General features: G+C 66.0%; 18 protein-coding genes. 10 read left to right on the top strand and 8 right to left on the bottom strand.

All coding sequences use genetic code 11. The features are described 5' to 3' along the window. Positions 1-16: 16 nt before the first annotated feature. Positions 17-2,614, bottom strand: coding sequence for an ATP-dependent chaperone ClpB (clpB, locus tag HWX39_RS20355; protein ID WP_175969703.1), 2,598 nt, complete (start codon positions 2,612-2,614; stop codon positions 17-19). Positions 2,615-2,771: 157 nt separating this feature from the next. Beyond that, positions 2,772-3,287 (bottom strand): Rrf2 family transcriptional regulator, encoded by a 516-nt coding sequence (locus HWX39_RS20350; RefSeq protein WP_175969702.1) that lies wholly within the window; start codon positions 3,285-3,287, stop codon positions 2,772-2,774. Between the two features lie 249 nt (positions 3,288-3,536). Between HWX39_RS20350 and HWX39_RS20345 the strand changes: the two genes are divergently transcribed. After that, a complete protein-coding gene (locus tag HWX39_RS20345) occupies positions 3,537-4,097 on the top strand; it encodes a group III truncated hemoglobin (RefSeq protein ID WP_175969701.1) in 561 nt (186 codons plus the stop codon). Between the two features lie 66 nt (positions 4,098-4,163). Here HWX39_RS20345 and HWX39_RS20340 read toward each other — a convergent pair whose 3' ends face one another. The 6 genes from HWX39_RS20340 to HWX39_RS20315 form a co-directional block, all read right to left on the bottom strand. Further along, positions 4,164-4,640 carry a molybdenum cofactor biosynthesis protein MoaE gene (locus HWX39_RS20340; protein WP_175969700.1) on the bottom strand — a complete coding sequence of 159 codons (477 nt, stop codon included), beginning with the start codon at positions 4,638-4,640 and terminating at the stop codon, positions 4,164-4,166. Positions 4,641-4,650: 10 nt separating this feature from the next. Beyond that, entirely contained in the window at positions 4,651-4,908 is a 258-nt protein-coding gene (gene moaD / locus HWX39_RS20335) for a molybdopterin converting factor subunit 1 (protein ID WP_175969699.1), read from the bottom strand. A 19-nt stretch (positions 4,909-4,927) separates the two neighbouring features. Continuing rightward, the gene (gene glp / locus HWX39_RS20330) at positions 4,928-6,175 is read right to left on the bottom strand and encodes a gephyrin-like molybdotransferase Glp (RefSeq protein WP_175969698.1); all 1,248 of its coding nucleotides are present in this window, start codon (positions 6,173-6,175) and stop codon (positions 4,928-4,930) included. A 242-nt stretch (positions 6,176-6,417) separates the two neighbouring features. Further along, positions 6,418-7,869: a threonine synthase gene (thrC, locus tag HWX39_RS20325; RefSeq protein WP_175969697.1), complete on the bottom strand. Its 1,452-nt coding sequence runs from the start codon at positions 7,867-7,869 to the stop codon at positions 6,418-6,420. A 12-nt stretch (positions 7,870-7,881) separates the two neighbouring features. Further along, positions 7,882-9,210 (bottom strand): homoserine dehydrogenase, encoded by a 1,329-nt coding sequence (locus HWX39_RS20320; RefSeq protein WP_175969696.1) that lies wholly within the window; start codon positions 9,208-9,210, stop codon positions 7,882-7,884. Between the two features lie 52 nt (positions 9,211-9,262). Beyond that, the gene (locus HWX39_RS20315) at positions 9,263-10,501 is read right to left on the bottom strand and encodes a pyridoxal phosphate-dependent aminotransferase (protein ID WP_021156506.1); all 1,239 of its coding nucleotides are present in this window, start codon (positions 10,499-10,501) and stop codon (positions 9,263-9,265) included. Positions 10,502-10,815: 314 nt separating this feature from the next. On the opposite strand from HWX39_RS20315, the gene HWX39_RS20310 reads away from it, so the two are divergent. From HWX39_RS20310 to HWX39_RS20270, 9 genes are all read left to right on the top strand, one after another. Further along, positions 10,816-11,190, top strand: coding sequence for an Mth938-like domain-containing protein (locus tag HWX39_RS20310; protein ID WP_012328660.1), 375 nt, complete (start codon positions 10,816-10,818; stop codon positions 11,188-11,190). Positions 11,191-11,314: 124 nt separating this feature from the next. Further along, a complete protein-coding gene (locus HWX39_RS20305; protein WP_175969695.1) occupies positions 11,315-12,991 on the top strand; it encodes a glycosyltransferase family 39 protein in 1,677 nt (558 codons plus the stop codon). Positions 12,992-13,004: 13 nt separating this feature from the next. Next, positions 13,005-13,376 carry an EamA family transporter gene (locus tag HWX39_RS20300; protein ID WP_011352303.1) on the top strand — a complete coding sequence of 124 codons (372 nt, stop codon included), beginning with the start codon at positions 13,005-13,007 and terminating at the stop codon, positions 13,374-13,376. Positions 13,377-13,510: 134 nt separating this feature from the next. After that, positions 13,511-14,662, top strand: coding sequence for a DegT/DnrJ/EryC1/StrS aminotransferase family protein (locus HWX39_RS20295; RefSeq protein WP_175969694.1), 1,152 nt, complete (start codon positions 13,511-13,513; stop codon positions 14,660-14,662). A 6-nt stretch (positions 14,663-14,668) separates the two neighbouring features. Continuing rightward, positions 14,669-15,706, top strand: a complete 1,038-nt coding sequence (locus HWX39_RS20290; RefSeq protein WP_175969693.1) for a glycosyltransferase — start codon at positions 14,669-14,671, stop codon at positions 15,704-15,706. Beyond that, positions 15,703-16,650, top strand: a complete 948-nt coding sequence (locus HWX39_RS20285; protein ID WP_175969692.1) for a formyltransferase — start codon at positions 15,703-15,705, stop codon at positions 16,648-16,650. The genes HWX39_RS20290 and HWX39_RS20285 overlap by 4 nt, the downstream gene beginning before the upstream one ends. Then, on the top strand, positions 16,647-17,702 hold the full coding sequence (locus HWX39_RS20280) for a bifunctional UDP-4-keto-pentose/UDP-xylose synthase (RefSeq protein WP_006482864.1): 1,056 nt from the start codon (positions 16,647-16,649) through the stop codon (positions 17,700-17,702). The genes HWX39_RS20285 and HWX39_RS20280 overlap by 4 nt, the downstream gene beginning before the upstream one ends. 13 nt (positions 17,703-17,715) lie before the next feature. Then, a complete protein-coding gene (locus HWX39_RS20275) occupies positions 17,716-18,612 on the top strand; it encodes a polysaccharide deacetylase family protein (protein WP_089425589.1) in 897 nt (298 codons plus the stop codon). Positions 18,613-18,720: 108 nt separating this feature from the next. Beyond that, a complete protein-coding gene (locus HWX39_RS20270; RefSeq protein WP_006756046.1) occupies positions 18,721-19,182 on the top strand; it encodes a peroxiredoxin in 462 nt (153 codons plus the stop codon). The last annotated feature ends 5 nt before the right edge of the window (positions 19,183-19,187 follow it).

Below are 19,187 nucleotides of genomic sequence, written 5' to 3'. Positions count from 1 at the left end.
AGCCGATGGCAGGCGATCAGTGCACGACGCGGTCGAACACGAAGGTGCCGTCGTGGACGTCGACCGGAATCACGTCCTTCGGACCGAAGCGGCCCGCGAGGATGAGCTTCGCGACCGGGTTCTCGATCTCTTGCTGGATCGCGCGCTTCAGCGGACGCGCACCGAACAGCGGATCGTAGCCGACCTTGCCGATCTGTTCGAGCGCCGCTTCCGACACGTCGAGCGCCATGTCGAGCTTCGCGAGCCGTTCGTGCAGGCGCGCAAGCTGGATCTTCGCGATCGACTCGATGTTGCTGCGGTCGAGCGCGTGGAACACGACGACGTCGTCGATCCGGTTCAGGAACTCGGGGCGGAAATGCTGCTTCACCTCGAGCCACACGGCGTCCTTGATCTCTTCCTGCGGCGCACCCGTCATCGCCTGGATCACCTGCGAGCCGAGGTTCGACGTCATCACGATCACCGTGTTCTTGAAGTCGACCGTGCGCCCCTGCCCGTCCGTCATGCGGCCGTCGTCCAGCACCTGCAGCAGCACGTTGAACACGTCCGGATGCGCCTTCTCGATCTCGTCGAGCAGGATCACGCTGTACGGCTTGCGGCGCACGGCTTCCGTCAGGTAGCCGCCTTCCTCGTAGCCGACATAGCCCGGCGGCGCGCCGATCAGCCGCGCGACGCTGTGCTTCTCCATGAACTCGCTCATGTCGATGCGGATCAGGTGCTCTTCCGAATCGAACAGGAACGACGCCAGCGCCTTGCACAGCTCGGTCTTGCCGACACCCGTCGGGCCGAGGAACAGGAACGAGCCGTACGGACGGTTCGGATCGGCGAGACCCGCGCGCGAACGGCGGATCGCGTCGGCCACCGCACTGATCGCCTCGTCCTGGCCAACCACGCGCTCATGCAGCTTTTCCTCGATGTGCAGCAGCTTCTCGCGTTCGCCCTGCATCATCCGCGACACCGGAATCCCGGTCGAACGCGACACGACTTCCGCGATTTCCTCGGCGCCGACCTGCGTACGCAGCAGGCGCGGGCGCGTCGGGTTGTGCTGCTCCTGCTCTTCGGCCTGCGTGACCTGCTTCAGTTGCGCCTCGAGCTGCGGCAGCTTGCCGTACTGCAGCTCGGCGACCTTCTCCAGCTTGCCGTCACGCTGCAGCCGTGCGATGTCCGCCCGCACCTTCTCGATCTCTTCCTTCAGCTGTGCGCTGCCCTGCACCGCGGCCTTCTCGGCGGTCCAGATTTCCTCGAGATCCGAATACTCGCGACCGAGCCGCTCGATCTCTTCCTCGATCAGCTGCAGGCGCTTCTGCGACGCTTCGTCCTGCTCCTTCTTCACGGCTTCGCGCTCGATCTTCAGTTGGATCAGCCGGCGGTCGAGCTTGTCCATCTCTTCGGGCTTCGAATCGATTTCCATCTTGATCTTCGACGCGGCTTCGTCGATCAGGTCGATCGCCTTGTCAGGCAGGAAGCGGTCGGTGATGTAGCGGTGCGACAGCTCGGCCGCGGCGACGATCGCCGGGTCGGTGATATCGACGCCGTGGTGCAGTTCGTACTTCTCCTGCAGCCCGCGCAGGATCGCGATCGTCGCCTCGACGCTCGGCTCGTCGACGAGCACCTTCTGGAAGCGGCGCTCGAGCGCGGCGTCCTTCTCGATGTACTTGCGGTATTCGTCGAGCGTGGTCGCGCCGATGCAGTGCAGCTCGCCGCGCGACAGCGCCGGCTTCAGCATGTTGCCCGCATCCATCGCGCCTTCGGCCTTGCCCGCGCCGACCATCGTGTGGATTTCGTCGATGAAGACGATCGTCTGGCCTTCGTCCTTCGCGATGTCGTTGAGCACCGCCTTCAGGCGCTCCTCGAATTCGCCGCGATACTTCGCGCCCGCGAGCAGTGCAGCCATGTCGAGCGACAGCACGCGCTTGCCCTTCAGCGTCTCGGGCACTTCGCCGTTGACGATCCGCTGCGCGAGCCCTTCGACGATCGCGGTCTTGCCGACGCCCGGCTCGCCGATCAGCACCGGGTTGTTCTTGGTGCGGCGCTGCAGGATCTGGATCGAACGGCGGATTTCGTCGTCGCGGCCGATCACCGGATCGAGCTTGCCCGCACGGGCGCGCTCGGTCAGGTCGACCGTGTATTTCTTCAGTGCCTCGCGCTGGCTTTCCGCGTCCTGGCTGTGCACCTGCGAGCCGCCGCGCACAGCGGCGATCGCGGCTTCCAGCGCCTTGCGCGTGAGGCCATGCTGGCGCGCGAGCTTGCCGGCGTCGCCCTTGTCGTCGGACACGGCGAGCAGGAACATCTCGCTCGCGATGAACGTGTCGTTGAGCTTCTGCGCTTCCTTGTCGGCCTGGTTCAGCAACCCGGCCAGTTCACGGCCGATCTGGATATCGCCGCCCGTGCCCGTCACTTGCGGCAGGCGCGAGATCGCCTCGTTCAGCGCGCCTTGCAGCGCCTGAATGTGCACGCCCGCGCGCGACATCAGCGAGCGGGCGGAACCGTCCTGCTGCGCGACCAGCGCCGCGAGAACGTGAACGGGTTCGATGTATTGATTGTCGCGGCCTGCCGCGAGGCTTTGCGCGTCCGCGAGTGCTTCCTGGAACTTGGTGGTGAGCTTGTCGATTCTCATTTAGTCGAGACCTCCAATTTTCGATTAACACCAAGATGAGGATGGTTATGCGGCTTTCAAGCGAAATTCGGGTTGATTCAGCGCAAAAATCGATGGATATCCTTGACGCGGCGCCTGGACGGGCCGCAGCCGGATCGAGAAGCCCGGCGAGCGCGTATCAGCCGGCCGTCGACGGCGGCTCGACGGGCGCGGGTACGTCTTCCGGCAACGGCTCGGCACGCATGTGCACGACCGGGAGAATGCCGAGCAACGCGGCCAGCGGCGAGGCAGGTTCGACCAGTTCGCCTAGCGTGTGACGGTCGAGTTCGGCAAAGAATGCATCGCGCGCGGCCGCCAGCACGCCCTTCAACCGACACCGCGGCTCGATCACGCAGCCGCGCGACTCGCCGTCGGTCGAGAAGCAGCCGACCAGCGCAAAATCGCTCTCGGTCGCACGCACGACCTGGCCGACGGTCAGTTGCAGCGATTCGGGGAACAGCCGCAGCCCGCCATTGCGACCACGAACGGTATCGACCCACCCCAGCTCGCCGAGCTGCTGCACGACTTTCATCAGATGGTTCTTCGAGATGCCGTAGGCGTCCGAGATCTCCTGGATCGTGGCGAGCCCCTCGCCGCGCACGGCAAGGTACAGCATCACGCGCAGCGAATAGTCGGTGTAGTCGGTGAGTCTCATGGGCGAATACGGAAAAGATCGATCGTGTCCCGATTACGTGAGCCGGGCCGGTCGGGATGCACACGAAGCCGGTTGACGGCCCTGTTCTGCGGCCCCGGGTTGCCGGGAGGGCGTGCGCGCAATAAGATGCTTGACACTTACACGTTTTCAGGGGTCATTGGACGCCATTTTGCGTCAAAATTCGGCCGGTGTCCTGCACGATGTCCGCGCCGCCGCCCTGTCGTTGCCTATTTCTCCGGCCCTTTTGCCATGACCGTCATGCCCGCCTCGCCCGATACCGCACCGGCCCGCCCTCGCGACACCGAGCCGACCGAAGAGAACATCCGCGATCTCGTCTACGCGTTCTACGACCGCGTGCGCGCCGATCCGCTGCTCGGGCCCGTGTTCGACGCGAAGCTGGCGGGCCGCTGGGACGACCACCTGCCGAAGATGGTCACTTTCTGGTCGAGCCTCGTGCTTGGCACCAAGGGCTATCGCGGCAACGTGCAGCAGGCGCACCAGCCGCTCGACGGGATCGAGCCGGCCCATTTCAGCCGCTGGCTGTCACTGTTCCTGAAGACCGTCGAGGCGCGCTACGCGCCGCCCGCGGCAATCCGCTTCATGGAGCCCGCGCTGCGGATCGCGCAGAGCCTCCAGTTGAGCCGGTTCGGCTGGGACTACCGGATTCCGCCCGAGCAGCAGGCCCTGCTCGACGCGATCTCGCCGCGCCGTCGCGACGTGGGCGACGATCCGCACGCGTTGCCGTCGCGTGCCCGCGGCGAGCCGTTTCCGACGAAGATCATCGGCCGCGGCAGCGATCCGGACGCTTAACGGGCAACCGTCACGCGTGCCGCTTGCGCGCAAGCGGCACCACGCCGCACTCCGCTGACGCCGTGCTCAGCGCCGCGTATTGCCCGATTCGATGCCCCAGCGCGCGAGTGCAGCATCGTCGGTGCTGCGCGCATCGACCCAGCGCTCGCCATCCGGCGTCGTTTCCTTCTTCCAGAACGGCGCTTCGGTCTTCAGGTAGTCCATCACGAACTCGCACGACGCGAACGCATCGCCGCGGTGCGACGCAACCGTTGCGACCATCACGATCTGGTCGAGCGGCAGGAGTCGGCCGACGCGATGCACGATCGCGACGTCGATGCCCGGCCAGCGCCGGCCGGCCTCGGCGGCAATCTTCTCGAGCGCCTTCTCGGTCATTCCCGGATAGTGCTCGAGCTCCAACGCGGCAACCGAATCGCCTTCGTTCAGATCACGCACCGTGCCGACGAAGCACGCGAGCGCACCGATCTTCGGGTTGCGTGCGCGCAGTGCCGCGACTTCCGCATTCAGGTCGAAGTCGTCGGACTGGATTCGTACCGTTGTCATCGCCCGTGCCTCAACCGCCCGTCACCGGCGGAAAGAACGCGACTTCGCAGCCTTCGGTGAGCCGCGTGTCGGCATCGGTCATCTCGTGGTTGCACGCCATGCGCAGTGCGCGCCCTTCGGCGAGCGTCTCGGCCCACGCGCCGCCGCGCACGCGCAGCCACGCACGCACGTCGCCGACGGTCGTGACGCTGTCCGGCACGTCGGCCTGCTCGTCGGCGACGCCCAGTGCCTCGCGGACGCTTGCAAAGAATTTCAGTTGAATATTCATGGTTCGGCAAGCCGTCGCGTTACGACAGCAGTTCGGAAAACGGAATGAAACGCACGGTCTCGCCAGCGCTGATCGCGTGCTGCGGCGGGTTGTCGATCAGGCCGTCGCCCCACACTGTCGACGTCAGCACCGCCGAGCTCTGGTTCGGGAACAGGTCAAGGCCACCGGCCGCGTTCACGCGCGCACGCAGGAATTCGTTGCGCCGGTCGCCCTTGTTTTGCGAAAAGTCGGCGCGCAGCGACAGCGCGCGCGGCGCGACGTCGCGCACGCCGGACAGGCGCAGCAGGAACGGCCGCACGAACAGCAGGAACGTAACGAAGCTCGACACCGGGTTGCCGGGCAGCCCGATGAAGTGCGCATCGGCGCGATCGTCGCCGCGGCGCACCGCGCCGAACGCGAGCGGCTTGCCGGGCTTCATCGCGATCTGCCACAGCGCGAGCCGCCCTTCGGCCTCGACGGCCGGCTTCACGTGGTCTTCGTCGCCGACCGACACACCGCCGCTCGTCAGGATCACGTCGTGATCGCGGGCGGCCTCGCGCAGCGTGTCGCGCGTTGCGGCGAGCGAGTCGGGCACGATCCCGTAGTCGGTCACGTGGCAGCCGAGCCGCTCCAGCAGCCCACGCAGCGTGAAGCGGTTCGAGTTGTAGATCGCGCCGGGCTTCAGCGGCTCACCGGGCATCGTCAGTTCGTCGCCGGTGAAGAACACCGCGACGCGAATCCGCCGAGCGACCGGCAGTTGCGCGCAGCCAACCGACGCGGCCAGGCCGAGCGCCTGCGGCGTGAGCCGCGTGCCGGCCGGCAGGATCACCGAGCCTTGCCGGATATCCGCGCCCTGTGCGGTGATCCATTCACCGGCCTTCGGCGTGTGCAGGATCTCCACCGCATCGCCGTCGGCCGACGTCTGTTCCTGCATCACGACGGCGTCGGCGCCGGGCGGCACCGTCGCGCCGGTGAAGATCCGCGCGGCCGTGCCGGCAGCGAGCGGCGCGGCCGGATGACCTGCCGGAATGCGCTGCGACACGGGCAACCGCCGCTCGCCATGCAGCAGGTCGGCGACGCGCACCGCATAGCCGTCCATCGCACTCGTATGCATCGGCGGCACGTCGAGCGGCGAGCTCACGTCAGCGACCAGCACGCGGCCAAGCGCGTCGAGCGTGGCGACCGTTTCGGCGCCGGGCAACGGCTTCGCGGCATCGAGCAGCGCGGCGAGTGCCTCGGCGGTCGACAGCATCGGCGCGCGCGGCGCCGCGGGATTCGGGTTCGACATCGATGGAATCGGGGATCGTTGGATTCAAACCGTCATTGTAGCGACGCCGTCGCACGGGCGCGCGATATGGCCGACATGCGGAAACTGTGATCGGCGCGAACGCCCAGGTCTGGCACTTGTTTCGGGTGCAATGCGGCGGTCGCCGCGCGGCGCCGCCAAACGAAACGGCCGGAACCCCGATCCGTTCGACGAATCGGCATTCCGGCCGTCCTGCGCAGCCGGGCCCGCGGCCCGGCCGTGCGTCATGCGCCCGTATGGGCGGCGATGAAGTCCTTCACCTGCTGCGCGTCGGCCTTCACGACCTCGAAACGCTGCGGCAGCGCCTCGAGCCCGTCGAATGCAGCCGGACGCTCGGCTTCGCGATCGAGTGCTTCGCGAATCGTCTCGCCGAACTTGATCGGCTGCGCGGTCTCGAGCACGACCATCGGCACGCCTGCGTCGAGATGCTCGCGCGCGACCTTCACGCCGTCGGCCGTGTGCGTATCGATCATCGTGTCGTAGCGCGAGAACACGTCGCGAATCGTCGCGATGCGGTCGGTATGGCTGCTGCGGCCCGACACGAAACCGAACTCGGCGACGCGCGAGAAATCGCCGCTCTCCGCGAGATCGAAACCGCCCTTCTCCTCGACGTCGCGGAACAGCTGCATCACGCGCGCCGGATCGCGGCCGAGCAGGTCGAACACGAAACGCTCGAAGTTCGATGCCTTCGAGATGTCCATGCTCGGGCTGCTCGTGTGATAGGTGTTCTCGGCGCTGCGCACGCGATACGCGCCCGTGCGGAAGAACTCGTCGAGCACGTCGTTCTCGTTGGTCGCGACCACGAGCTTCGCGATCGGCAGCCCCATCATCCGCGCGATGTGGCCTGCGCAGACATTGCCGAAGTTGCCCGACGGCACCGTGAACGACACGCGCTCGTCGTTGGATTGCGTAGCCGCGAAATAGCCCTTGAAGTAGTACACGACCTGCGCGACGACGCGCGCCCAGTTGATCGAGTTGACCGTGCCGATCTTCTGCTGCGCCTTGAACGCGTGATCGTTCGACACGGCCTTCACGATGTCCTGGCAATCGTCGAACACGCCCTCGACCGCGAGGTTGAAGATGTTCGGATCCTGCAGGCTGAACATCTGGGCCGTCTGGAACGCGCTCATCTTCTTGTGGGGCGACAGCATGAACACGCGCACGCCGGCCTTGCCGCGCATCGCGTATTCGGCCGCGCTGCCGGTGTCGCCGGACGTCGCACCAAGAATGTTCAGCGTCTGCCCGTGCTTCGCGAGCGTGTACTCGAACAGGTTGCCGAGCAGCTGCATCGCCATGTCCTTGAACGCGAGCGTCGGGCCGTTCGACAGTTCGAGCAGCGAGATCGGCGCGCCGTGCTCGGTGCCGAGCGTCTTCAGCGGCGTGATGTCGGACGCGTTCTCGCCATGACGCGTGTTGCGGTAAACGTCGGCCGTGTACGTGCGGCGCGTGATCGCGTGCAGGTCGTCGGCCGGCACGTCGTCGCAGAACTTCGACAGGATCTCGAACGCGAGATCCGCGTACGGCAGCGTGCGCCAGCGCGCGAGCTCGTCGGCGGACACCTTCGGATACTCGGCCGGCAGGTAGAGCCCGCCGTCCTTCGCGAGACCGCCGAGCAGGATGTCGGAGAACGTGTGGCGCTCGCCGATACCGGCGCCGCGCGTGGAGATGTAGTTCATGTCGTCCTCAGCTCAGTTCAGCGCTTCCATGCGCAGCTTCGTCACCTTCGACACGACCGTCGCGAGGCTCTCGATTTGCGCGATCGCCGTGTTGACGCTCTTCTCGAGCGTCTCGTGCGTGATCAGGATGATGTCGGTCTCGCCGTTCGCGCCGTCGATCTGCTCCGATTCCTTCTGCAGCAGCGCGTCGATCGAGATGCCCGATTCGGCGAGGATGCGCGTGATGTTGGCGAGCACGCCCGTCTGGTCGGCCACCCGCAGGCGCAGGTAGTAGCCGCTCGTGACTTCCTCGATCGGCAGGATCGGCGTGTTCGACAGGCTGTCGGGCTGGAACGCGAGGTGCGGCACGCGATGCTCGGGGTCGGCCGTGTGCAGGCGCGTGACGTCGACGAGATCCGCGACGACCGCCGACGCGGTCGGCTCCGCGCCCGCGCCCTTGCCGTAGTACAGCGTCGTGCCGACCGCGTCGCCGTGCACGACGACCGCGTTCATCGCGCCCTCGACGTTCGCGAGCAGGCGCTTCTCCGGAATCAGCGTCGGGTGCACGCGCAGCTCGATGCCGCGCTCGGTGCGGCGCGTGATGCCGAGCAGCTTGATCCGGTAGCCGAGTTCTTCCGCGTAGCGGATGTCGGTTGCGTCGAGCTTGCTGATGCCCTCCACGTACGCGCGCTCGAACTGCACCGGCACGCCGAACGCGATCGCGCTCATGATCGTCGCCTTGTGCGCGGCGTCGACGCCTTCGATGTCGAAGGTCGGATCGGCTTCCGCGTAGCCGAGCGCCTGCGCGGCCTTCAGCGCGGTCGCGAAGTCGAGCCCGCGATCGCGCATTTCCGACAGGATGTAGTTGGTCGTGCCGTTGATGATGCCGGCGATGTACTGGATGCGGTTAGCGGTCAGGCCTTCGCGCAGCGCCTTGATGATCGGGATGCCGCCGGCGACGGCCGCCTCGAACGCGACCATCACGCCCTTCGCGCGCGCGGCCTCGAAAATCTCGGTGCCGTGCACCGCGAGCAGCGCCTTGTTGGCCGTCACGACGTGCTTGCCGTTCGCGATCGCGCGCAGCACGAGCTCGCGTGCGATGCCCGTGCCGCCGATCATCTCGGCGATGATCGCGATCGACGGATCATCGACGACTGCGTTGAAATCGTCGGTGATCTGCGCGTCGCCGGCGTTGCCGCCGAGCGCAGCCAGCGCCTTGGCCGGGTTGCGCACCGCAATGCGCGTCACCTCGATGCCGCGCCCCGCGCGTCGCTTGATTTCTTCCTGGTTGCGGCCCAGCACCGTGAAGGTGCCGCTGCCCACCGTGCCGAAGCCCAACAGGCCAACTTTGATCGGTTCCATGCTGCGTGTGATCGCTGAGTAAGAAGTAGTGAGTACCGTGTGGTTCTGCCGCTCAGGCCGAATGGCGCTTGCGGTAGCCGTCGAGGAAGCGTGCGATCCGGTTGATCGAATCGGTCAGGTCGTCGAGGTTCGGCAGGAAGACCACGCGGAAGTGATCCGGCGTCGTCCAGTTGAAGCCCGTGCCCTGTACGAGCAATACGCGCTCCTCGAGCAGCAGGTCGAGAATGAACTGCTGGTCGTTCTGGATCGGATAAAGCTTCGGGTCGAGGCGCGGGAACATGTACAGCGCGGCCTGCGGCTTCACGCAGGTCACGCCCGGGATCGACGTGAGCATGTCGTACGCGAGCTCGCGCTGCTTGTACAGGCGCCCGCTCGGCACGATCAGCTCGTTGATGCTCTGGTAGCCGCCGAGCGCCGTCTGGATCGCGAACTGCCCGGGCACGTTCGCGCACAGGCGCATCGACGACAGGATGCCGAGCCCCTCGAGATAATCCTTCGCGCGCCGGCGGTTGTCGCCGCCGAGGCCCGACACGGCCATCCAGCCCGCGCGGTAGCCGCACGATCGATAGCTCTTCGACAGACTGTTGAACGTGACGGTGATCACGTCCTCCGACAGCGAACCCAGCGCCGTGTGCTCGAGGCCGTCGTAGACGATCTTGTCGTACACCTCGTCGGCGAACACGATCAGCCCGTGCTGGCGAGCGATCTCGAGCAGCTCGAGCAGCAATTCGTCCGAATAAAGCGCGCCCGTCGGGTTGTTCGGGTTGATCACGACGATCGCCTTCGTGTTCGGCGTGATCTTGCGGCGGATGTCGTCGAGATCGGGCATCCACGCGTTCTGCTCGTCGCAGATGTAGTGCACCGGCGTGCCGCCCGACAGGCTGACCGCCGCCGTCCACAGCGGGTAGTCGGGCGCGGGCAGCAGCACTTCGTCGCCGTCGTTCAGCAGCGCCTGGGTCGCCATCACGATCAGCTCGGATGCGCCGTTGCCGATGTAGATGTCGTCGAGGCCGACGCCCACGACGCCCTTTTCCTGCGTGTAGTGCATCACGGCCTTGCGCGCCGAGAACACGCCCTTCGAATCCGAATAGCCGGACGACGTCGGCAGGTTGCGGATCATGTCCTGGATGATTTCGTCCGGCGCGTCGAAACCGAACGGCGCGAGATTGCCGATGTTCAGCTTGATGATGCGGTGGCCTTCTTCCTCGAGGCGCTTCGCGTGCTCGAGCACCGGGCCACGGATGTCGTAGCAGACGTTGAGCAGCTTGTTCGACTTCTGAATCGGTTTCACGACGACACGGTTCCTGGGTTGGCCTTGCGGCCGGGGGACGGGATCAAAACTGGAAAGCGGCCGGTCTGTGCGCGCTGTCTAGACTGGGAAAAAGCGGGCGGTCGGGCGCGGCTTGTGGCGACGCGCGACGCAAGTGGCGCCCGGGGGCGACCAAAAAGTTATAATTTAGCGGATTTTGGCCGACTTTCGCAATGCACCATAGCCGCGCCGGGCCCGCGCCGTCAGGCGTCCCGCGTGCTCGGGCGAGCGAAACCGGCCGTCCGGGCCCGTGTGGCCCTGCGATACATTCCCCTACGGAACCGCGGAATACCGATTTGAAACTGCACCAGGACACGAGCGGCGCGCTCAATACCGTCACCGGCTACGGCCCCGATTATGTCGACGTCAATCTCGAACGCCACGAAACGAGCGTCATCGTACTGCCCGGCGCGCCGGTCCAGGCATGGCCCGTGTCGTCGTTCGACGCGCTCGCGCCCGAGCATTTCGCGATGCTGCTCGACCCGACGCCCGAACTCGTGATCTTCGGCAGCGGCGCGCGGCTGCGCTTCCCGCACCCGCGGCTCGTCGCGGCGCTCACGGCCAAGCGGATCGGCGTCGAGACGATGGATTTCCAGGCCGCCTGCCGGACCTACAACATCCTGATGGCCGAGGGCCGCAAAGTCGCCGCCGCGCTCTTAATTGAACGTTAATCCCCGATGCGGTAAAACTCGGGCCGGCTCAGCGGGTCGATCCCCCGGATCGGCCCGGCCCGGCCGCCCGCCGCCGGCGCAACCCGCCGGCGGCCCGTCACAATAACCAACAGGCTGAAAATCCATGAACGATACGCCGTCGAGGCTACCGCTCAATCGCATCACGCTCGTCCTTCTCGTCGTCGCACTCGCGATCGTCTGGTTCGCGCCGCTCGGGCTGCGCCACCTGATCCCGAGCGACGAAGGCCGCTACGCGGAAATGGCGCGCGAGATGTTCGTCACCGGCGACTGGATCACGCCGCGCTACAACGGCTACAAGTATTTCGAGAAACCGCCGCTGCAGACCTGGCTGAACGCACTCACGTTCGCGTGGTTCGGCATCGGCGAATGGCAGGCGCGCCTCTACACGGCCGTCGCGAGCTTCGCCGGCATCCTGCTGGTCGGCTACACCGGCGCGCGCCTGTTCAACCCGCTGTCGGGCTTCCTCGCCGCCGTCGTGCTCGCGTCGTCGCCTTACTGGAACCTGATGGGTCACTTCAACGCGCTCGACATGGGGCTCGCGTTCTGGATGTCGCTGTCGCTGTGCTCGCTGCTGCTCGCGCAGCGGCCCGGGCTGCGCCCGGCCGCGGCGCGCGGCTGGATGTGGGCATGCTGGGCCGCGATGGCGTTCGCGGTGCTGTCGAAGGGCCTCGTCGGCCTGATCCTGCCCGGCGCCGTGCTCGTGCTCTATACGCTGATCGCACGCGACTGGGCGCTCTGGAAGCGCCTGTACCTGGTGAGCGGCCTCGTGATCTTCTTCGCGATCGTCACGCCGTGGTTCGTGCTCGTCCAGCAGCGCAACCCCGAGTTCTTCAACTTCTTCTTCATCGTCCAGCAGTTCCGCCGCTACCTGACCCCGGAACAGAACCGCCCGGGCCCGCTCTACTACTTCGTGCCCGTACTCCTGGTCGGCTTCCTGCCGTGGCTGTCGGTCGCGTGGCAGAGCCTGCGCCACGCACTGCGGATGCCGCGCCAGCCGAACGGTTTCTCGCCGATGCTCGTGCTGCTGATCTGGAGCGCATTCATCTTCCTGTTCTTCAGCGCATCGCATTCGAAGCTGATCTCGTACGTGCTGCCGGTCGCGCCGGCGCTCGCGCTCGTCATCGGCGCGTACCTGCCGCTGATGAGCGCCGACCGGTTCCGCCGCCACCTGCTCGGCTACCTCGTGTTCCTCGTCGTCGCGGCGTTCGGGATCATCTTCCTCGCATACCAGGGCGACGCCCGCACGCCGAACGCGCTGTACCGTGCGTTCCAGATGTGGCTGTACGCGGGCCTCGCGGTCGCAGCCGTGCTGACGCTCGCGGCCGCATGGCTGAACCGCCGCACGGGCGTCGCCGCCGCGCTCGCCGCATTTGGCGCCGCCTGGCTCGCGTTCGGCACGATCGGCGGCACCGGTCACGATGAATTCGGCCGCTACAGCTCGGGCGCGCTGCTCGCGCCAACGGTGCGCGCCGAACTGGCGAAACTGCCGGCCGATACGCCGTTCTACTCGATCGAGATGCTCGATCACACATTCCCGTTCTACATGGGTCACACGACGATCATGGTCCAGCGCCAGGACGAGCTCGCGTTCGGGATCTCGATGGAGCCGAACAAGTGGATTCCGACCGTCGACGAGTGGATCAAGCGCTGGAACCAGGAAACCCATGCGCTCGCGATCATGCCGCCCGGCCAGTACGACGCCCTGGTCAAGCAAGGCGTGCCGATGCGCGTGATTGCGCGCGACAACCGCCGCGTGATCGTCGAGAAACCGCAATCGTAAGGACGCCTGCCGCATGAATCCCGTTTCGTTCGTCTGCATCATCACCGGCGTGATGCTCAACGCCTGTGCGCAACTTCTGCTGAAAGCCGGCGTCAACGCCGTTGGACACTTCGAATTCAGCCGTGCGAACATCATCCCGGTCGGCCTGAAGATCGCGACCCAACTGCCGATCATCGGCGGCCTCGGCTGCTACGTGCTGAGCGTCGTGGTCTGGATCGTCGGGCTGTCGCGGGTCGACGTGTCGATCGCGTACCCGATGCTGTCGCTCGGCTACGTCGTCAACGCGTTCGCGGCCTGGTACCTGTTCGGCGAAGTGCTGTCGGTCCAGCGGCTCGTCGGCATCGGCATCATCCTGATCGGCGTGCTGGTGCTCGCGCGAAGCTGATCCCGCCCCGCCGCGTGCGTTAAGCGTCCGCCTACAAAAAATCACGGTGCGATTCCGCCAACCGGTGTTTAATGCCGGTTTCGGTCGGGACCGCCCGACCCTTTTATTACACGCCATTACAGGCCAAAGCGTACATGAGCCAGACTACCGCTCCGTTTCTGCCGTTCACCCGCCCCGAGATCGATGAGGAAACCATCCAGGGCGTCGTCGAAGTGCTGCGCTCGGGCTGGATCACCACCGGCCCGCAGAGCCAGAAATTCGAAGCGGCGCTGTCCGAGTACTGCGGCGGCCGTCCGGTCCGCGCGTTCAATTCGGGCACCTGCACGCTCGAGATCGGCCTGCGCATCGCGGGCGTCGGTGCCGGCGACGAGGTGATCACGACGCCGGCGTCGTGGGTCTCGACCAGCAACGTGATCCTCGAGACGGGCGCGACGCCCGTGTTCGCCGACATCGATCCCGTCACGCGCAACATCGACCTCGACAAGCTCGAGCAGGCGATCACGCCGCGCACGAAGGCGATCATCCCCGTGTTCCTGTCCGGCCTGCCGGTCGACATGGACCGCCTGTACGCGATTGCGCGCGCGCACAAGCTGCGCGTGATCGAGGATGCGGCGCAGGCGTTCGGCTCGACGTGGAACGGCAAGCGCATCGGCGCGATCGGCGACATCGTGTCGTTCAGCTTTCACGCGAACAAGAACCTGACGACGATCGAAGGCGGCGCACTCGTGCTCAACAACGAGGAAGAAGCCACGCTCGCACAGAAATACCGGCTGCAGGGCATCACGCGCACGGGCTTCGACGGGATGGACTGCGACGTGCTCGGCGGCAAGTACAACCTGACCGACGTCGCCGCACGCGTCGGCCTCGGCCAGTTGCCGCACCTCGAACGCTTCACCGCGCAGCGCCGCGCGCTGGCGCGCGCCTATTTCGCCGCGTTCGACGGCAGCGCGGCCGTGAAGCTCGGCGTCGGCCTGCCGATCGCCGAATTCGAGAACGGCAACTGGCACATGTTCCTGATCACGCTGCCGCTCGAGCGGCTGACGATCTCGCGCGCCGAGTTCATGGCGCAGATGAAGGAACGCGGCATCGGCACGGGCATCCATTACCCGGCGATCCATCTTTTCACGCTGTACCGTGCACGCGGCTTCAAGGAGGGCATGTTCCCCCACGCCGAACGGTACGGCGCGTCGACCGTCACGCTGCCGCTCTTCACGCAGATGACGGAAGGCGACGTGCGTCGCGTGGTCGACGCCATCAACCAGATTTGCGAACAATACGGAAAATAAGCGTACATGAGTCACCTTGAAGCACGCGCCGGGCATCCGGGCGCCGCGCACCTGGACGCCGGCCGACCCGAAGTGTCGGTCATCATCCCCGTGTACAACGAGGAAGACGGCCTCGCCGCGCTGTTCGCGCGGCTGTATCCGGCGCTCGACGCACTCGACACGTCATACGAAGTGATCCTGATCAACGACGGCAGCCGCGACCGCTCGGCCGCGATGCTCGCCGATCAGTTCCACGTGCGCCCCGACACGACGCGCGTCGTGCTGCTCAACGGCAACTACGGCCAGCACATGGCGATCCTCGCCGGCTTCGCGCAATCGCGCGGCGAGATCGTCATCACGCTCGACGCCGACCTGCAGAACCCGCCCGAGGAAATCGGCAAGCTGATCGCGAAGATGCGCGAGGGCTACGACTACGTCGGCTCGATCCGCAAGCAGCGCCAGGACAGCCTGTGGCGGCGCAAGGCGTCGCAGATGATGAACCGCCTGCGCGAGCGCATCACGCGCATCAAGATGACCGACCAGGGCTGCATGCTGCGCGCATACAGCCGCCGCATCATCGACACGATCAACGTGTGCGGCGAAGTCAACACGTTCATCCCCGCACTCGCGTACACGTTCGCGCAGAAGCCGACCGAGATCGAGGTCGCGCACGAGGAACGCTTCGCCGGCGAGTCGAAGTACTCGCTGTACAGCCTGATCCGGTTGAACTTCGACCTCGTGACGGGTTTCTCGGTCGTGCCGCTGCAGTGGCTGTCGTTCATCGGCGTGATCCTGTCGCTCGGCTCCGCCGCGCTGTTCGTGCTGCTGCTCGTGCGACGCTTCATCGTCGGCGCGGAAGTACAAGGCGTGTTCACGCTGTTCGCCATCACGTTCTTCCTGCTCGGCGTGATCATCTTCGCGCTCGGCCTGCTCGGCGAATACGTCGGCCGCATCTACCAGCAGGTGCGCGCACGGCCGCGCTACCTGATCCAGGCCGTGCTCGAGCAGCACGACGGCGTACCGGCGGTACCGGCCGGCGCGAACCGCACGGAGGCCGCGCAATGAAGCCGCGCGCAGTCGTCTTCGCTTATCACAACGTCGGCGTGCGGTGCCTGCAGGTGCTGCTCGCACGCGGCGTCGACGTCGCGCTCGTCGTCACGCACGAGGACAACCCGAACGAGAACATCTGGTTCGGCAGCGTCGCCTCCGTAGCCGCCGAGCACGGCATTCCGGTCGTCACGCCGGCCGATCCCGCCGATCCGGCGCTGCGCCGCGCGGTTTCCGACGCGCAGCCGGACTTCATCTTCTCGTTCTACTACCGGCACATGCTGCCGGTGGACCTGCTCGCGATCGCGCCGCGTGGCGCGTACAACATGCACGGTTCGTTGCTGCCGAAATACCGGGGTCGGGTACCGACCAACTGGGCGGTGCTGAACGGTGAAACCGAAACCGGCGCGACTCTGCACGAGATGGCCGCGAAGCCCGACGCGGGCGCGATCATCGGCCAGACCGCGGTGCCGATCCTGCCGGACGACACGGCCGCGCAGGTGTTCGACAAGGTCACGGTAGCCGCCGAGCAGACGCTCTGGCGCGTGCTGCCCGCGCTGCTCGCGGGCGAGGCGCCGCACCTGCCGAACCATCTCGCGACCGGCAGCTACTACGGCGGGCGCAAGCCCGAGGACGGCCGCGTCGACTGGTCGAAGCCGGCCGCGCAGGTCTACAACCTGGTGCGCGCGGTCGCGCCCCCGTATCCGGGCGCGTTTACGGACGTCGGCGGCACGCGTTTCGTGATCGCGCGCGCGCGCCTCGCGGCGCCCGGCAGCGCGGCAGCGGCCGCCGCGGCAGATTTGCCGCCCGGCCTGCACGTAAGCGATAATGCGCTATTCGGCGTCTGCGGCGACAGCCGCGCCCTATCCATTCTCGAGCTGTGGCAGCAGCGCGACGGCAGCGAAACCGTCGTGACGCCCGCGGAATTCGCGCAGTTCATTCATTCTTCCCGTCATTCATGAAAGCAAAAAAAGTCCTGATCCTGGGTGTGAACGGCTTCATCGGCCATCACCTGTCGAAGCGCATTCTTGAAACCACCGATTGGGAAGTGTTCGGCATGGACATGCAGACCGACCGGCTTGGCGACCTCGTCAACCACGAGCGGATGCATTTCTTCGAAGGCGACATCACGATCAACAAGGAGTGGGTCGAATATCACGTGAAGAAGTGCGACGTGATCCTGCCGCTCGTCGCGATCGCGACGCCCGCCACCTACGTCCAGCAGCCGCTGCGCGTGTTCGAACTCGACTTCGAGGCGAACCTGCCGATCGTGCGTTCGGCCGTCAAGTACGGCAAGCACCTGGTGTTCCCGTCGACCTCCGAGGTCTACGGCATGTGCTCGGACGAGCAGTTCGATCCGGATGCATCGGCCCTCACCTATGGCCCGATCAACAAGCCGCGCTGGATCTACGCATGCTCGAAGCAACTGATGGACCGCGTGATCTGGGGCTACGGGATGGAAGGCCTGAACTTCACGCTGTTCCGTCCGTTCAACTGGATCGGCCCGGGCCTCGACTCGATCTACACGCCGAAGGAAGGCAGCTCGCGCGTGGTCACGCAGTTCCTCGGCCACATCGTGCGCGGCGAGAACATCAGCCTCGTCGACGGCGGCTCGCAGAAGCGCGCGTTCACCGACATCGGCGACGGCATCAGTGCGCTGATGAAGATCATCGAAAACAAGGACGGCGTCGCGTCGGGCAAGATATACAACATCGGGAATCCGAAGAACAACTTCTCGGTTCGAGAACTCGCGCACAAGATGCTCGAACTGGCGGCGGAATTCCCCGAGTACGCCGATTCGGCCAAGCAGGTGAAGCTCGTCGAAACGACGTCCGGCGCCTACTACGGCAACGGCTACCAGGACGTGCAGAACCGCGTGCCGAAGATCGACAACACGATGCAGGAGCTCGGCTGGGCGCCGCAAGCGACGTTCGACGACGCGCTGCGCAACATCTTCGAAGCGTATCGCGGCCACGTTGCCGACGCGCGCGCGCTCGTCGAACAGCAAGGCTGATCGGGACGTTCGCTTGGCTCGCATCGTCCTCAAGATCGACGTCGACACGCTGCGCGGCACGCGCGAAGGCGTGCCGAACCTCGCGCGCATCTTCGACCGCTTCAATGCGCGCGCGACCTTCCTCTTCAGCCTCGGCCCCGATCACACGGGCTGGGCGCTGCGGCGCGTGTTCCGCCCCGGCTTCCTGAAGAAGGTGTCGCGCACGTCGGTGGTCGAGCACTACGGCGTGAAGCAGCTGATGTACGGCGTGCTGCTGCCGGGCCCCGACATCGGCCGCCGCGCGATCGCCGACATGCGCGCGATCCACGAGGCCGGCTTCGAATGCGGGATCCACACGTGGGATCACGTGTACTGGCAGGACAACGTCCGCGCGCGGGATCGCGACTGGACTGCGCGTGAAATGCAGAAGAGCCACGCGCGCTTCATCGAGGTGTTCGGCGCGCCGCCCGTCACGCACGGCGCGGCCGGCTGGCAGATGAACGATTCCGCGTTCGAGCAGATCGACGCATGGGGGATGCGCTACGCATCCGACGGCCGCGGCCATTCGCCGTACCTGCCCGTCGTCAACGGCCGCACGCTGTCGCACGTGCAGATGCCGACGACGCTGCCCACGCTCGACGAAGTGCTCGGCATCGACGGCGTCGACACGCACAACGTCGCCGCGCACATCCTCAAGTTCACCGAAACCAATCCGCACGACCAGGTGTTCACGCTGCATGCGGAACTGGAAGGCCAGAAGCTCGCGCCCGTGTTCGAACAACTGCTCGCCGGCTGGCGCGCGCAGGGCCACACGTTTGCGACGATGGGCGACTACCACGCGACGCTGGACCGCGACTCGCTGCCATCGTACCCTGTCACGTGGGGCGAAATCCCCGGCCGCTCCGGCGAACTGATCGTCCAGCCCGACTGAGTTCGCGCGCGAGCCGGCGTCGCCCGCCGCATTCTTGCGGCGTTGCCGCGACGCCCCGCCGAACCGCGCCGCCGCCGCGGCGCCTTTGCATAACAACAGGAGAAACACGTGTCTGTCGAAGTTGACCGTCAAGTTCCCGATTTCACCGCACCGGCCACGGGCGGCGACATTTCGCTGTCCGACCTGAAGGGCAAGAAGCTCGTGCTGTACTTCTATCCGAAGGACAACACGCCGGGCTGCACGACCGAAGGGCTGCAGTTCCGCGATCTCTATCCGAAGTTCAAGAAAGCCGGTGCGGAAGTCATCGGCGTGTCGCGCGACAGCCTGCGCTCGCATGACAATTTCAAGGCAAAGCTCGAACTGCCGTTCCCGCTGATTTCCGATGCCGACGAAGCGCTGTGCGCGCTGTTCGATGTCATCAAGATGAAGAAAATGTATGGCAAGGAAGTGCGCGGAATCGAGCGCTCGACGTTCCTGATCGACGCCGACGGCGTGCTTCGCCAGGCATGGCGCGGCATCAAGGTGCCGGGTCACGTGGACGACGTGCTAAGTGCTGTACAAGCGCTTTGAGGCGC

The sequence above is a fragment of the Burkholderia sp. BCC0322 genome (assembly GCF_902833045.1).
Classification (GTDB): Bacteria; Pseudomonadota; Gammaproteobacteria; order Burkholderiales; family Burkholderiaceae; genus Burkholderia.
The sequence above is the reverse complement of the archived record's forward strand: the minus strand, read 5'-3'. Positions and strand labels throughout refer to the sequence as shown.